The organism is Citrobacter sp. C13, assembly GCF_014596815.2.
Taxonomy (GTDB): Bacteria; Pseudomonadota; Gammaproteobacteria; order Enterobacterales; family Enterobacteriaceae; genus Citrobacter; species Citrobacter portucalensis.
In genome coordinates, this window is sequence record NZ_CP115024.1 from 1,999,877 (window position 1) to 2,015,147 (window position 15,271).

Annotated in this window: 13 protein-coding genes and 1 pseudogene; 10 read left to right on the plus strand and 4 right to left on the minus strand. The window is 52.8% G+C overall.

Annotated elements, in window-relative coordinates:
- The first annotated feature begins 116 nt into the window (after positions 1–116).
- The 10 genes from tar (at position 117) to IB222_RS09505 (ending at position 11,636) form a co-directional block, all read left to right on the plus strand.
- Entirely contained in the window at positions 117–1,772 is a 1,656-nt protein-coding gene (gene tar, locus IB222_RS09460) for a methyl-accepting chemotaxis protein II (protein WP_003833879.1), read from the plus strand.
- Between the two features lie 43 nt (positions 1,773–1,815).
- Positions 1,816–3,417, plus strand: a complete 1,602-nt coding sequence (gene tap / locus IB222_RS09465) for a methyl-accepting chemotaxis protein IV (RefSeq protein ID WP_148361848.1) — start codon at positions 1,816–1,818, stop codon at positions 3,415–3,417.
- A 19-nt stretch (positions 3,418–3,436) separates the two neighbouring features.
- A complete protein-coding gene (gene cheR / locus IB222_RS09470; RefSeq protein WP_032943796.1) occupies positions 3,437–4,309 on the plus strand; it encodes a protein-glutamate O-methyltransferase CheR in 873 nt (290 codons plus the stop codon).
- The gene (locus tag IB222_RS09475; RefSeq protein WP_148361849.1) at positions 4,306–5,355 is read left to right on the plus strand and encodes a chemotaxis response regulator protein-glutamate methylesterase; all 1,050 of its coding nucleotides are present in this window, start codon (positions 4,306–4,308) and stop codon (positions 5,353–5,355) included. The genes cheR and IB222_RS09475 overlap by 4 nt, the downstream gene beginning before the upstream one ends.
- 17 nt (positions 5,356–5,372) lie before the next feature.
- Complete coding sequence (gene cheY, locus IB222_RS09480) at positions 5,373–5,762, plus strand: chemotaxis response regulator CheY (protein ID WP_003034656.1); 390 nt, start codon at positions 5,373–5,375, stop codon at positions 5,760–5,762.
- Positions 5,763–5,772: 10 nt separating this feature from the next.
- On the plus strand, positions 5,773–6,417 hold the full coding sequence (gene cheZ, locus IB222_RS09485; protein ID WP_003034659.1) for a protein phosphatase CheZ: 645 nt from the start codon (positions 5,773–5,775) through the stop codon (positions 6,415–6,417).
- Between the two features lie 158 nt (positions 6,418–6,575).
- Positions 6,576–7,727 (plus strand): flagellar biosynthesis protein FlhB, encoded by a 1,152-nt coding sequence (flhB, locus tag IB222_RS09490; RefSeq protein WP_126317818.1) that lies wholly within the window; start codon positions 6,576–6,578, stop codon positions 7,725–7,727.
- A complete protein-coding gene (gene flhA / locus IB222_RS09495; RefSeq protein ID WP_003833865.1) occupies positions 7,720–9,798 on the plus strand; it encodes a flagellar biosynthesis protein FlhA in 2,079 nt (692 codons plus the stop codon). The genes flhB and flhA overlap by 8 nt, the downstream gene beginning before the upstream one ends.
- Positions 9,798–10,190: a flagellar protein FlhE gene (flhe, locus tag IB222_RS09500; protein WP_003833862.1), complete on the plus strand. Its 393-nt coding sequence runs from the start codon at positions 9,798–9,800 to the stop codon at positions 10,188–10,190. The genes flhA and flhe overlap by 1 nt, the downstream gene beginning before the upstream one ends.
- 306 nt (positions 10,191–10,496) lie before the next feature.
- Entirely contained in the window at positions 10,497–11,636 is a 1,140-nt protein-coding gene (locus tag IB222_RS09505) for a glycoside hydrolase family 105 protein (protein ID WP_148361850.1), read from the plus strand.
- On the opposite strand, the gene mrdA is transcribed toward IB222_RS09505, so the two are convergent.
- From mrdA to IB222_RS09525, 4 genes and pseudogenes are all read right to left on the minus strand, one after another.
- Positions 11,608–13,545 carry a penicillin-binding protein 2 gene (mrdA, locus tag IB222_RS09510; RefSeq protein ID WP_003833859.1) on the minus strand — a complete coding sequence of 646 codons (1,938 nt, stop codon included), beginning with the start codon at positions 13,543–13,545 and terminating at the stop codon, positions 11,608–11,610. The two genes, IB222_RS09505 and mrdA, sit on opposite strands and share 29 nt — an antisense overlap.
- 144 nt (positions 13,546–13,689) lie before the next feature.
- Positions 13,690–14,067, minus strand: a complete 378-nt coding sequence (locus IB222_RS09515) for an RHS repeat-associated core domain-containing protein (protein WP_148361852.1) — start codon at positions 14,065–14,067, stop codon at positions 13,690–13,692.
- On the minus strand, positions 14,055–14,411 hold the full coding sequence (locus IB222_RS09520) for a hypothetical protein (RefSeq protein WP_148361853.1): 357 nt from the start codon (positions 14,409–14,411) through the stop codon (positions 14,055–14,057). The genes IB222_RS09515 and IB222_RS09520 overlap by 13 nt, the downstream gene beginning before the upstream one ends.
- A pseudogene (locus tag IB222_RS09525) lies at positions 14,408–15,229 on the minus strand (RHS repeat-associated core domain-containing protein); the annotation flags it as partial. The gene IB222_RS09520 and the pseudogene IB222_RS09525, both read right to left, overlap by 4 nt.
- Between the last annotated feature and the right edge of the window lie 42 nt (positions 15,230–15,271).

A 15,271-nucleotide genomic window follows, 5' to 3' on the forward strand; every position in this document is an offset into this window, starting at 1 on the left:
CGTTTTATTTTCCCCTCGCCAGGCTTCACATCCCTTCAGGATTTCCTTTTCGCAAACGTAAAGTTATCTCAGCGAGTGCCGATAACGTTGATAACTCGTTTTCAGGAAGGTGCCTTATGTTTAACCGTATCCGCGTTGTCACAATGCTGATGATGGTGCTGGGGGTTTTCGCACTGCTACAGCTTGTTTCCGGTGGTCTGTTGTTTTCTTCATTGCAGCAGAATCAGCAAAGTTTTGTTATTTCTAACGATCTTCGACAGCAGCAAAGTGAACTCACCTCAACATGGGATCTGATGCTGCAGACACGAATCAATTTAAGCCGTTCTTCTGCGCGCATGATGATGGATGCGTCTAACCAGCAAAGCAGCGCTAAAAACGATCTGCTGAAGAATGCGAAAGCATCGCTGGCGCAGGCCGAAACGCATTACGCAAAATTTAAAAACATCACACCGTTGCCGGAAATGGCAGAAGCCAGCGGCAACGTTGAGGAAAAATACCAGCAGTACCATGCGGCCCTGGCAGAACTGGTTCAGTTTCTGGAAAGCGGCAATATGGACGCCTACTTCGCGCAGCCTACGCAGGGAATGCAAAACGCGCTCGGCGAGGCGCTGGGCAAGTACGCCAGCGTTAGCGAAAAGCTTTACGTCCAGGCATTTGATCAAAGCGCGCGGGATTACCATTTTGCCCAATGGCAGCTTGGCGTGTTGGCCGTCGTGCTGGTGCTGATTCTGGTGGTGGTCTGGTACGGCATCCGTCATACCCTGCTTAATCCTCTGTCCCGTGTCATTGCCCATATCCGGGAAATCGCCAGCGGTAACCTGACCGCAACTCTCGCTGTTAGCGGTCGTAACGAAATCGGCGAGCTGGCCAGTACGGTTGATCATATGCAGCGCTCCTTGACGGAAACTGTCACCCTGGTGCGTGAAGGCTCTGATGCGATTTATTCCGGTACCAGCGAAATTGCCAGCGGAAACACTGACCTTTCATCTCGTACGGAACAGCAGGCGTCTGCACTGGAAGAGACCGCAGCCAGCATGGAACAGCTGACCGCAACCGTGAAGCAAAACGCGGACAACGCGCGTCAGGCCTCGCAACTGGCGAAAAGCGCGTCCGATACCGCGCAGCATGGCGGCAAAGTGGTTGATAGCGTGGTGAACACCATGCACGAAATCGCCGATAGCTCGAAGAAAATCGCCGACATCATCAGCGTCATCGATGGCATTGCCTTTCAGACCAACATTCTCGCACTGAACGCGGCGGTTGAAGCAGCGCGTGCCGGTGAGCAAGGCCGCGGCTTTGCTGTGGTGGCGGGTGAAGTGCGTAATCTGGCAAGCCGCAGTGCGCAGGCGGCGAAAGAGATTAAGGCATTGATTGAAGATTCCGTTTCCCGGGTTGATACCGGTTCCGTACTGGTAGAAAGCGCTGGCGAAACGATGAACGATATCGTCAATGCCGTGACGCGGGTGACAGACATTATGGGCGAGATTGCCTCGGCATCTGACGAGCAAAGCCGGGGGATTGATCAGGTTGCGCTCGCGGTCTCTGAAATGGATCGTGTTACGCAGCAGAACGCCTCTTTAGTACAGGAGTCAGCTGCCGCAGCGGCCGCTCTTGAAGAACAGGCCAGTCGCTTAACGCAGTCGGTATCGACTTTCCGTCTTGCGTCACGTCCGGCCTCGACAAAACCGCGCGATACACGATTACCTGCAGCCCCGAGCGCATCCTATCCGCGCCAGAGCATTGAACAAGATACGAATTGGGAAACATTTTGACTGATAGTTAAACCGCGGCCAGTGCCGCCCGATGGGAGCGTTGATGTTTAATCGTATTCGAATTTCGACCACGCTGTTTTTGATTTTGATCCTCTGCGGAGTTTTGCAGATTGGCAGTAATGGCTTGTCCTTCTGGTCATTTCGGGACGGTTTTCAGAACCTGAATCAGGTCGAACGGAGTAATCAGCAACGCGCTGCGCTGGCCCAAACCCGCGCTGTGTTATTACAGGCCAGTACGGCCCTTAATAAGGCAGGGACGCTGACTGCCCTGAGCTATCCGCCAGAGGACATCAAAACGCTGATGACCCTCGCGCGCGATAGCCTGACGCAGTCTGAATTGATGTTTAAACGCTTTATGGCGACGTCGGATTCGACGGAGCAAGGCAAGGCGCTGTTTGGCGCAACGGAGAATAGCTTCAGCCAGTGGCACAGCGCTCTCGCGCATCAGGCAACCTGGCTTGAAAACAATCAGTTGTCAGATTTTCTGACCGCGCCGGTGCAGGCGGCTCAGGATGCTTTTGATGCGAATGTGAATGCGTGGCAGAGCAACATTGACAGCGTGTTGCAAACGGCGGGGGAGCAGAGTCAGCGTAATTACCATATGTCGGGGGTGATTTTCGCCACCATGGTGGTACTGGCGGCACTGCTCACCAGCGGTGCGCTGTTCTGGTCACGCAAGATGATCGTTCAGCCGCTGGCGATTATTGGCAGCCATTTCGACAGTATTGCCGCGGGGAACCTAGCACGACCGGTAGCGGTTTATGGGCGCAATGAGATCTCGGCTATTTTTGCCAGCCTGCAGAAGATGCAAAAGGCGTTACGCGAAACGGTAAGTGACGTTCGTCAGGGCAGCTCAGCCATGCATAGCGGTATTTCAGAAATCGCGATGGGCAATAACGATTTGTCTTCACGGACTGAACAGCAGGCGGCTGCGCTGGCGCAAACGGCGGCCAGCATGGAACAACTGACCGCCACCGTCGGCCAGAACGCTGATAACGCACGCCAGGCGTCAGGAATCGCCAAAAGTGCGGCAGACACAGCGCATAAAGGTGGCGAGCAGACGTCCCGGGTCGCCAGCACCATGCATGAGATTTCTGCCAGCTCGCAGAAAATCGGCGACATTATCGGGGTGATTGACAGCATTGCCTTCCAGACCAATATCCTGGCGTTGAATGCCGCGGTAGAGGCCGCCAGAGCGGGGGAGCAAGGGCGTGGTTTTGCCGTCGTCGCCGGAGAAGTGCGCAATCTGGCAAGCCGTAGCGCACAGGCGGCGAAAGAAATTAAGGGACTGATTGAGGAATCCGTCATCCGGGTGCATCAGGGATCGCAACTGGTGGATATGGCGTCGCGCACGATGACGGAAATTGTCAGTTCGGTGACCCGGGTTAACGACATCATGGGCGAGATTGCCTCGGCATCCGATGAACAGCGCAGAGGCATTGAGCAGGTGGCGCAGGCCGTCAGCCAGATGGACTCCGTGACGCAGCAAAACGCCGGTCTGGTGGAAGAAGCCGCATCCGCCGCCGGACAACTTGCGACGCAGGCCGATCATCTTTCTGCTTGTGTCGCATTTTTTAAACTTGAAGAGCAAACCGTAGCAAAACAAGAGTTGGCGCAGCCTCAGGTTGCGCCCGTTGTATCCTGAATGTGATTGAGAAGGCGCTATGACATCATCTCTGCCCTCCGGGCAAACGTCATTATTGTTACAGATGACACAGCGCCTCGCGCTGTCTGACGCGCATTTTCGTCGGATATGTCAATTAATCTACCAGCGTGCGGGGATCGTACTGGCCGACCATAAGCGGGACATGGTTTATAACCGCCTGGTTCGTCGTCTGCGTACCCTGGGGCTGGATGACTTTGGTCGCTATCTCAGCATGCTGGAAGCTAACCAGAACAGCGCTGAGTGGCAGGCTTTTATTAACTCCCTGACTACCAACCTGACCGCGTTTTTTCGCGAAGGGCATCATTTTCCGGTGCTGTCAGATCACGCTCGTCGGCGCAGCGGTGAATACCGCGTCTGGAGCGCGGCGGCGTCAACCGGAGAAGAACCCTACAGCATTGCGATTACGCTTGCCGATACCTTAGGTATGGCACCGGGCCGCTGGCGTGTTTTTGCCAGCGACATTGATACCGAAGTGCTGGAAAAGGCCAGAAACGGCATTTACCGCCTCGATGAGCTAAAGACGCTGTCACCCCAGCAGTTGCAGCGTTATTTCATGCGCGGCACCGGGCCGCATGAAGGGCTGGTACGCGTTCGGCAGGAACTGGCAGGGCATGTTGAATTTTCCAGCGTGAATTTACTGGATAAGCAGTACAACGTGCCCGGACCGTTCGACGCCATATTTTGTCGTAACGTTATGATCTATTTCGATAAAACGACGCAGCAGGACATTTTGCACCGTTTTGTTCCTCTTCTTAAACCCGATGGGCTGCTGTTTGCAGGTCATTCAGAAAACTTTAGCAACCTCGTGCGCGAGTTTAGCCTGCGTGGACAGACCGTGTATGCGCATGCGCCAGGTAAGGATAAAGCATGAGTAAAATCAGGGTGTTGTCGGTAGATGATTCTGCATTGATGCGTCAAATCATGACCGAAATTATTAATAGCCACAATGATATGGAAATGGTGGCGACGGCGCCGGATCCGTTGGTCGCCCGGGATTTAATCAAAAAATACAATCCCGACGTCCTGACGCTGGACGTGGAAATGCCGCGCATGGACGGCCTCGACTTTCTTGAGAAGTTGATGCGTCTGCGTCCGATGCCGGTAGTCATGGTTTCTTCGCTGACCGGTAAAGGTTCAGAGGTCACGCTGCGGGCGCTGGAGCTGGGGGCGATTGATTTTGTCACCAAACCGCAACTGGGGATCCGCGAAGGAATGCTGGCGTATAGCGAGATGATTGCGGAGAAAATCCGCACCGCATCGCGCGCAAAACTGGCGGCCCATAAGCCCATGGCGGCACCCACAACCTTGAAAGCGGGGCCATTACTCAGTTCAGAAAAACTGCTGGTCATCGGCGCCTCAACCGGAGGAACAGAGGCAATTCGCCATGTACTCCAGCCATTGCCGCTTTCAAGTCCCGGTATTCTTATTACTCAGCATATGCCGCCAGGATTTACCCGTTCGTTCGCCGAACGTCTGAACAAGCTGTGTCAGATAACCGTGAAAGAGGCAGAAGACGGAGAACGTGTGCTTCCAGGGCATGCGTATATCGCGCCGGGTGACAAGCATATGGAACTGGCGCGCAGCGGCGCGAACTATCAAATCAAAATTCATGACGGTCCGCCAGTTAATCGGCATCGGCCCTCAGTGGATGTGCTGTTCCATTCGGTGGCGAAACATGCGGGGCGCAATGCCGTCGGGGTGATCCTGACCGGTATGGGCAACGATGGCGCAGCCGGAATGTTAGCGATGAACCAGGCGGGTGCCTGGACCATTGCGCAAAACGAAGCAAGTTGTGTGGTGTTCGGCATGCCGCGCGAGGCCATCAATATGGGTGGCGTAAGCGAAGTGGTCGATCTTAGCCAGGTGAGCCAGCAAATGTTGGTGAAAATTAGTGCCGGACAGGCAATACGTATTTGAATCAGGAGTTTATTTTTATGGCGGATAAAGAGCTTAAGTTTTTGGTTGTGGATGACTTTTCCACCATGCGTCGCATCGTGCGTAACCTGCTCAAAGAGCTGGGATTCAACAATGTTGAAGAGGCTGAAGACGGCGTAGATGCGCTGAACAAGCTGCAGGCTGGGGGATTCGGTTTTGTTATTTCTGACTGGAACATGCCGAACATGGATGGGCTGGAACTGCTGAAAACCATCCGGGCCGATGGCGGGATGGCTTCTCTGCCGGTGCTGATGGTCACGGCAGAAGCGAAAAAAGAGAACATCATTGCGGCAGCACAAGCAGGCGCCAGTGGCTATGTCGTGAAACCGTTCACGGCGGCGACGCTGGAAGAAAAACTGAATAAAATCTTTGAGAAACTGGGCATGTGAGGGTGTGATGATGATGCAACCACAAATTAAACCTGCTGACGAACACTCTGCAGGGGACATCATCGCGCGCATCGGCAGTTTGACCCGAATGCTGCGCGACAGCTTGCGTGAACTGGGGCTGGATCAGGCCATTGCCGAAGCGGCAGAAGCGATTCCCGATGCCCGCGATCGTCTCGATTACGTTGTACAGATGACCGCTCAGGCGGCAGAGCGCGCGCTGAACAGCGTAGAAGCTTCGCAGCCGCATCAGGACGCGATGGAAAAAGGGGCCAAAGATCTGACCAAACGCTGGGATGAATGGTTCGAAAATCCGATCGAACTGTCTGATGCCCGTGAACTGGTCACCGATACCCGTCAGTTCCTTGGTGATGTGCCCGGACATACCAGCTTTACCAATGCCCAGTTGCTGGACATCATGATGGCGCAGGATTTCCAGGATCTCACCGGACAGGTCATCAAGCGCATGATGGATGTTATCCAGGAAATTGAACGTCAGCTGCTGATGGTTCTGTTGGAAAACATTCCGGAACAGGGCGCTCGTCCAAAACGTGAAAACGAAAGCTTGCTTAACGGCCCGCAGGTTGACGCCTCGAAAGCTGGCGTAGTGGCAAGCCAGGATCAGGTTGACGACCTGCTGGACAGCCTCGGGTTCTGATGCGTATTTGCCGGATGTGAGGCGTGGACCTCTCATCCGGCTTACGCGCAATTCTGCTTAAAGCCATAAATCCCGTCTTTTTTACCGCTTACTCTTCCCATTGCTGGATAGCTGTTCTGGCATCATTCTCGCCTATATCTCTATCCAGGGTCTGATGCGTGGCAGAAGAAAGCGACGACGACAAAACAGAAGCCCCCACACCCCACCGACTTGAAAAAGCACGGGAAGAAGGGCAGATCCCCCGATCCAAAGAGCTGACCTCACTGCTTATTTTGCTGGTGGGTGTGTGCATTATCTGGATTGGTGGGGAGTCGCTTGCCCGCAGACTGGCTGGCATGCTGTCGACCGGATTACGTTTTGACCACAGTATGGTCAACGACCCGAATCTGATCCTCAGCCAAATCATCCTGCTGATTAAAGACGCGATGATTGCGCTGTTGCCGTTGATTACCGGCGTCGTTCTGGTGGCACTAATCTCCCCGGTGATGCTTGGTGGCTTGATTTTCAGCGGTAAATCCCTGCAACCCAAATTCTCTAAGCTGAATCCGTTACCGGGCATTAAGCGCATGTTTTCCGCGCAAACCGGCGCAGAACTGCTCAAAGCGATACTGAAGTCCACGTTAGTGGGAAGCGTGGCCGGATTTTATCTCTGGCATAACTGGCCGGCGATGATGCGTCTGATGGCGGAGTCACCGATTACGGCGATGGGCAACGCCCTGGATTTAGTCGGTATGTGTGCACTACTGGTGGTACTTGGCGTTATTCCGATGGTGGGGTTCGACGTCTTTTTCCAGATCTATAGCCATGTGAAAAAGCTACGTATGTCGCGTCAGGATATCCGCGATGAATTTAAGCAAAGCGAAGGTGACCCGCACGTTAAGGGCAAAATTCGTCAAATGCAGCGCGCGGCCGCTCAGCGTCGCATGATGGCGGATGTGCCGAAAGCAGACGTTATTGTCACTAACCCTACGCACTACTCAGTGGCGTTGAAGTATGACGAGAACAAAATGAGTGCCCCGAAAGTTGTTGCGAAAGGGGCCGGGCTGGTTGCGCTGCGCATCCGTGAAATTGGCGCAGAGCACCGTGTCCCGACATTAGAAGCGCCGCCACTGGCGCGTGCGCTCTATCGCCATGCTGAAATTGGTCAGCAAATACCTGGTCAATTGTATGCCGCCGTTGCTGAAGTACTGGCATGGGTATGGCAGCTAAAACGCTGGCGTCTGGCTGGCGGCAAGCGTCCACCACAACCTGAAAACCTTCCGGTGCCTGAAGCACTGGATTTCATGAACGAGAAGAATACTGATGGCTAATCTGGTCGCGATGCTGCGTCTGCCCAGCAACCTGAAATCCACGCAATGGCAAATCCTTGCCGGACCGATCCTCATCCTGCTGATCCTGTCGATGATGGTGCTGCCGCTGCCGGCTTTCGTCCTCGATTTGCTGTTCACATTTAATATTGCGCTGTCGATCATGGTGCTGCTGGTGGCGATGTTCACCCAGCGTACGCTGGAGTTTGCCGCATTCCCGACGATTTTGCTGTTTACCACATTATTACGTCTGGCCCTGAACGTCGCGTCTACCCGTATCATTTTAATGGAAGGACACACCGGCGCGGCGGCGGCGGGGAAGGTGGTTGAAGCCTTCGGCCACTTCCTGGTGGGCGGTAACTTCGCGATCGGCATCGTGGTCTTCGTGATTCTCGTCATCATTAACTTTATGGTAATCACCAAAGGTGCCGGACGTATCGCCGAGGTTGGCGCGCGCTTCGTTCTGGATGGTATGCCCGGCAAGCAGATGGCGATTGATGCAGATTTAAATGCCGGTCTGATTGGCGAAGATGAAGCTAAAAAACGACGCTCGGAAGTGACCCAGGAAGCGGATTTTTACGGCTCAATGGACGGTGCGAGTAAATTCGTCCGTGGAGATGCCATCGCTGGTATTTTGATCATGGTAATCAACGTGGTCGGCGGTCTGTTAGTTGGGGTGTTGCAACATGGTATGAGCATGGGCAGCGCTGCGGAAAGTTATACCCTGCTGACCATCGGTGACGGGCTGGTGGCACAAATTCCTGCGCTGGTTATCTCTACCGCGGCGGGTGTTATCGTGACCCGCGTGAGTACCGACCAGGACGTAGGCGAACAGATGGTGACCCAACTGTTCAGCAACCCCAGCGTCATGTTGCTCAGTGCGGCGGTACTTGGACTTTTGGGTCTGGTTCCGGGCATGCCGAACCTGGTGTTTCTGATGTTTACTGCCGCATTGTTGGCCCTGGCATGGTGGATGCGCGGTCGTGAGCAAAAAGCGCCAGATGAACCGCAGCCGGTGAAAATGCCGGAAAACAACTCCGTGGTGGAAGCCACATGGAACGACGTGCAGCTGGAAGATTCGCTGGGCATGGAGGTTGGTTACCGCCTGATCCCAATGGTAGATTTTCAGCAGGATGGCGAGTTACTGGGGCGAATTCGCAGTATTCGTAAGAAATTTGCCCAGGATATGGGCTTCCTGCCGCCGGTGGTACACATTCGAGACAATATGGATCTGCAGCCGGCCCGCTATCGAATTTTGATGAAAGGGGTAGAGATTGGCAGCGGTGACGCCTATCCGGGACGCTGGCTGGCCATTAACCCGGGTACTGCCGCCGGGTCGCTGCCGGGCGAGAAAACGGTCGATCCGGCTTTCGGACTGGACGCTATCTGGATTGAAAGCGCATTGAAGGAACAGGCGCAGATTCAGGGCTTTACGGTGGTTGAAGCCAGTACTGTTGTCGCTACGCATCTTAACCACCTGATTGGCCAGTTCGCCGCCGAGCTGTTTGGCCGTCAGGAGGCGCAGCAGCTACTGGACCGTGTGTCGCAGGAGATGCCAAAGCTGACGGAAGATCTGGTGCCGGGCGTTGTGACGCTCACCACGCTGCATAAAGTGCTGCAGAACTTACTGGATGAGAAAGTACCGATTCGCGATATGCGCACCATCCTTGAGACGCTGGCGGAACATGCGCCGCTGCAAAACGATCCGCATGAGCTTACCGCGGTGGTCCGTGTTGCGTTAGGACGCGCTATCACTCAGCAGTGGTTCCCGGGGAATGAAGAGGTTCAGGTTATCGGCCTTGATACTCCGCTCGAGCGTTTGCTGCTGCAAGCGCTGCAGGGAGGCGGCGGCCTGGAGCCTGGGCTGGCAGACCGCCTGCTGGCGCAGACTCAGGAAGCGCTGTCCCGGCAGGAAATGTTGGGCGCGCCGCCGGTCTTGCTGGTTAATCACGCGTTACGTCCGTTACTGGCGCGGTTTTTACGTCGCAGCATCCCGCAGCTGGTGGTGTTATCGAACATGGAGCTTTCCGATAACCGCCATATCCGTATGACGGCGACCATTGGAGGTAAATAATGCGTAAGCTACTGTGGTTGTTGTTTTTTCCTCTGGTGGCGCAGGCCGCTGGAGAAGGGGCCTGGCAGGCAAGTGGCATGGGGATCACCTTAAATCACCGTGGCCAATCAGCCTCGTCTGATCCTTTGGTTCCCAGCCAGCCGGTCTCAGGCTTGATGACGCTGGTGGCCTGGCGCTATGAGCTGAATGGCCCCACGCCCGCAGGTTTGCGGGTGCGTTTATGTTCTCAGTCCCGTTGTGTCGAGCTGGACGGGCAAAGTGGGACCACCAACGGGTTCAATAACGTTCCGGCCATTGAACCGATGCATTTTGTCTGGGAGGTCCCCGGCGGTGGTCGCCTGATCCCCGCGTTACGCATTCAGAGCAATCAGGTGATTGTGAACTACCGTTAACACCCTCTGTCATTCAGAGCAGCAGTTGAAACTGCTGGTTGTTTCAACATTTCAGTCTCTCACTCAATTAAATAGAAACGCCGTTTTATAAAATAAGTGATGTACGTTGCCGGACTCTTTGTATTCTTGCCATTTCACGAATCCTTCTGGCAGAAATAGAAAGGTTTCACTTCCTGTTAGCTTTTACTGTGACCCTATAAGGATGCCCATTGTCAAAGCGAGGATTGCGGGGCCTCCAAAAAAGCTGCTGCGCCGTAACAGGGGCAAGTCTCAGCATTGAATCCGACATTGACAGAGGTTAAGTAAATGATTGTTTACCCGGTTAAACATAGCCCGTTATTGCGCCAGCCAGAACATTTTATTGCCAGGGATGAATTAAAAACGCTGATCAAAAAGGTGACGCATAACCTGGTCAATATTCATGACGAAACCGGCGAGTTCTTGCTGCGTCTGGACGATGGACGCGTAATTGATACTAAAGGCTGGGCGGGATGGGAGTGGACACACGGCGTCGGCCTGTACGGGATGTATCAGTACTATCTGCAAACCGGCGATGAAACGATGCGCGATATCATCGATAGCTGGTTTGCCGAGCGTTTTGCTGAAGGTGCGACCACCAAAAACGTGAACACCATGGCGCCATTTTTAACGTTGGCGTATCGCTATGAAGAGACGCGTAACCCAGCGTATCTGCCGTGGCTCGACAGCTGGGCTGAGTGGGCAATGCATGAGATGCCGCGTACCGAATTTGGTGGTATGCAACACATCACGCTGGCGGAAGAAAACCATCAACAGATGTGGGATGACACGCTGATGATGACGGTTTTACCGCTGGCGAAGATTGGCAAGCTACTCAATCGCCCGGACTACATCGAAGAGGCAACGTATCAGTTCCTGCTGCACGTGCAAAACCTGATGGATAAAGAAACGGGGCTGTGGTTCCACGGCTGGAGCTATGAAGGAAATCATAACTTTGCTAATGCCCGCTGGGCGCGTGGCAACAGTTGGTTAACTATCGTGATCCCGGACTTCCTCGAATTACTTGATTTACCGGAAAACAATTCTGTTCACCGCTATCTGGTTCAGGTCCTGAACGCGCAAATCGCGGCGCTGGCGAAATGCCAGGATGAAAGTGGGTTGTGGCATACCTTGCTGGACGACCCTCAGTCGTATCTGGAGGCATCGGCAACTGCCGGATTTGCCTATGGGATCCTCAAAGCAGTACGTAAACGCTATGTTGGGCAAGAGTATGCGCTGGTGGCCGAAAAAGCCATTCGCGGCATTGTGCAGCATATTTCACCGGAAGGTGAACTGCTGCACACCTCGTTTGGTACCGGGATGGGACATAATCTTGATTTCTACCGCAACATCCCTCGGACCTCCATGCCTTACGGACAGGCGATGGCGATGCTGTGCCTTACCGAATACTTGCGAAAGTATTTTTGATATCGGTATTCAATGGCGATACCGCTATCGGACCTGATTGTTCAGTCGTCACTGTTTGTACCGTGTTGTCCTGCGGGGCAAACAGATGATCCATGATTTGACGCATAACCGGCGCGGCGGTGACACCATCGCTGCCGCCGTTTTCCAGAATTAAGGCCACCGCGACCTTCGGGTTCTTATAGGGTGCAAATGCGGTATAGAACACGTGGTCGCGCAAGCGGACAGGGATCATCTTCGCATTGTAGGTCTGATTTTCTTTCAGGCTAAAGACCTGCGAGGTGCCGCTTTTTGCCGCAATGCCGTAAGGCGCGGTGTGAAAGAACTTATAACCTGTACCATTTGGTTCATTCGCCATGCCGAACATCGCCTGACGCACCAGTCCCCAGTAGGGCGATGAGGCCGAGGCGATTTGTGAAGGTGCTTCTGGAGCCTGATACGGCGTGATGGTTTTGCCGCTCTCTTCATCGAGCAGCAGGTGAGGGACGATAACCTTGCCGTTGTTAATCAGTGCGACCATGGCTTTTACCATCTGGATAGGCGTGGCAATCCAGTAGCCCTGACCGATGCCAACTGAAATAGTGTCCCCCTGATACCAGGCTTTTTTGTGTACTTTTTGCTTCCATTCGCGGCTCGGGAGCAGGCCGTTATACTCCTCATCAAGATCGATGCCGGTCGGTTTACCGTAACCAAACTGGCTGAGCATGCTGTTAATCCGGTCGATCCCCATCATATACGCCACCTGATAGAAGAACGTATCGGCAGACTCTTCTATCGCTTTGGTGACATCCAGCATACCGTGGCCCGTTTTTTTCCAGTCACGGTAATGTCGCTCGGTGCCGGGTAGCGTCCAGGTAGGGGCACCGAAGAAACTGGTCTGCGGCGTGATCACACCGTTCAGTAATGCCGACATCGCCATATACGGTTTGACCGTTGAAGCGGGAGGGTACAATCCCTGCGTGACGCGGTTGATTAATGGCAGGTCTTTATCCTGGAGTAGCTTGTTATAGTCCTGATAGCTGATGCCTTTGACAAATGGATTAGGGTCGTAGCTGGGGTTTGAGACCATCGCCAGTACGGAACCGTCGTGTGGATCTTCAACCAAAACGGCGGCACGCTGGCCAGCCAACAAGCTCTCAATGTATTGCTGTAAATGTAAATCCAGCGTCAGATGGATATCTTTTCCGGCAACGGGCGGCACATCTTTGATCAGGCGTACGATGCGTCCGTGGTTATCTACTTCCACCTCCTGATAACCGGTCTTTCCATGCAGTTCGTTTTCGTAATAGCGCTCAATACCTTGCTTACCGATGTTGTGATCGGCGGCGTAGTTCTCCGCCAGACCTTTTTGATCCAGTGCTTTCAGGTCGTTGTCATTGATTTTTGAAACATAACCCAGGACATGCGCCAGCGCCGCGCCATAGGGATACTGGCGGTCTTCGTAACTATTGATGTTGACGCCGCTAAAATGAAACTGGTTTACCGAGAAACGGGCGATTTCGACATCGGTTAGCGCATTTTTTAGCACCACAGGACGATAGCGGCTGCTGGTTTTCAGCTCATGGCGAAACTGGTCTATGTCATCAGGAGTGAGGTCAACGATCGGCGTGAGCTGCTGGAGTAACGCATTCATATCGCTGATTTTATACGGCGTAACAGAAATATCGTACCAGGTAACGTTGCGCACCAGCGGGATGCCGTTGCGATCGTAAATCATGCCGCGCGTTGGGGCGACGGGCAGCATTTTGATGTCGTTTGCATTCGACCGGGTGGTGTAATACTGGTGCTGACAGATTTGTAAGTTATACAGATTGTAAATCAGGATGCCAAAACAGATGACTACCAGGCCAAAGGCCACCAATACACGCCGCTGGAAGAGCTTTTCTTCCGCCTCAAAATCTCTGAATGTCATTGACCCGTACCCGATTAATTCGCCGCCTAATGATACGGAGGCTTAGACGGGATGACAGGCAAAAGATGTTCCATATCTCTAGGGAAATGTGTCATTCCTTGTGGGTTGTTACAATTGTAGATAAGTAATCATCTGTAAAGTCCATCAGGAAGGATTGTAGTTGGAGATAATTTTTACGTCTAAACCATATTCTCCTTCATTCTTAATAGGATTTAGCGAGTATGAACATAGGTTCGATCCACCCTCCAGTCCAATCGGATTCTGGGTGATATACCGTCCCTGTCCCGGATTGTAGTAGCGGTGGTGGTTGTAGTGCAGCCCGGATTCGTCGTCATACTGCTGTCCCGGCAAGCGAATAGGCTGTTGAAGATTGTGTCGATTATCCTCCCGCAGCATGTTGCCCCATTCGTCATACTCCGCACGCCAGTTGATGGCGCTGTCCTGGCTAATCAGTGCCAGCGGCAGGCTGTGGTGGGAGTAGACTCCTTGCCCTGTTGCATAGAACGCTTTTAATTGGAGCATAAAATATCGTTTAAATTATTTATGTTCTCATCTGAGAGGCCACCACAGACAATTTCACACCATTCAATCTCATTTTTTGACAAGCATGGAATCGGGTTCTCATCCAAGGTTTTTATTTCTTTATTAGAACTACCATTGAGCAAAAGCCAGACATTATTTTTCTTTAAAAAACAATGCCCATCAATATCAATTGCATTTGGGGTATTTTCCCCATTGGTGAGTTTATCATGCAGACTCACATATTGAAGGACGCTGTAATCCTTATAATCCGTAGCTGCATAATAATAATCGCATGCAACTAAAAAAATCGTAAACAGCAATGTCAATCGCTTAAAAAATCTCATTTTCCACCGCTGCTAAAACCATTTAACTCGGGAGGTAAGCTAAGGAAATTACCTTTAGGTATCATTATATGCTGAGAGCCGTAGAGCCCACCTAACACTTGCAAGCTAACGGGTGAATTAGTGTTCATATGTGGATTGATAAAACCACAAGCTTCAAAAATAGCATTTGTTCGACTATAGCAGTTATCAACAAAGAGACCTTGGTGTCTATCCATTTCTTTTGCTTTGTTGAACATACACCCTTCTTCTTCGGAAGTTGTATCAACGACCCAAATCCAGCTGTCTCTTCGCGGCTGCATTTTATTAAAGTAAGAATTCAAGGAGGTAGTGCCTATACTATCCCCAGTGCCAAAACTCATAACACCATCTCTCGTTGTTGCTAGAGCCGCATGACCAAAAGGATTATCAGGCACTGGTCCATTACCAATAATTATAGAAGTTAATCCCAACGGATCTATCTCTATGAGCGGATTTAATGGATACGTATACAGGTTTAATCCTCCTCTCAGCCCAATAGGATCCTGGGTGATATACCGTCCCTGTCCCGAATTGTAGTGCAGCCCGGATTCGTCGTCATACTGCTGTCCCGGCAGGCGAATAAGCAGTTGAAGATTGTGTCGATTATCCTTCCGCAGCACGTTGCCCCATTCGTCATACTCCGCACGCCAGCTGATGGCGCTGTCCTGGCTAATCAGCGTCAAGCCCCGGTGGTACAGGTGGAGTTTACGCAGCGGGATATATAACGGCGTCAGCTGGTTCAGCATCCGCTCCAGCGTTAACCCGCACTGCGCTAGCCAGTGCTGGTTTGTCTCGCTGATTTCACCGAGCCGCAGTTCCTGCTCTATCCCATCTTGTGATAA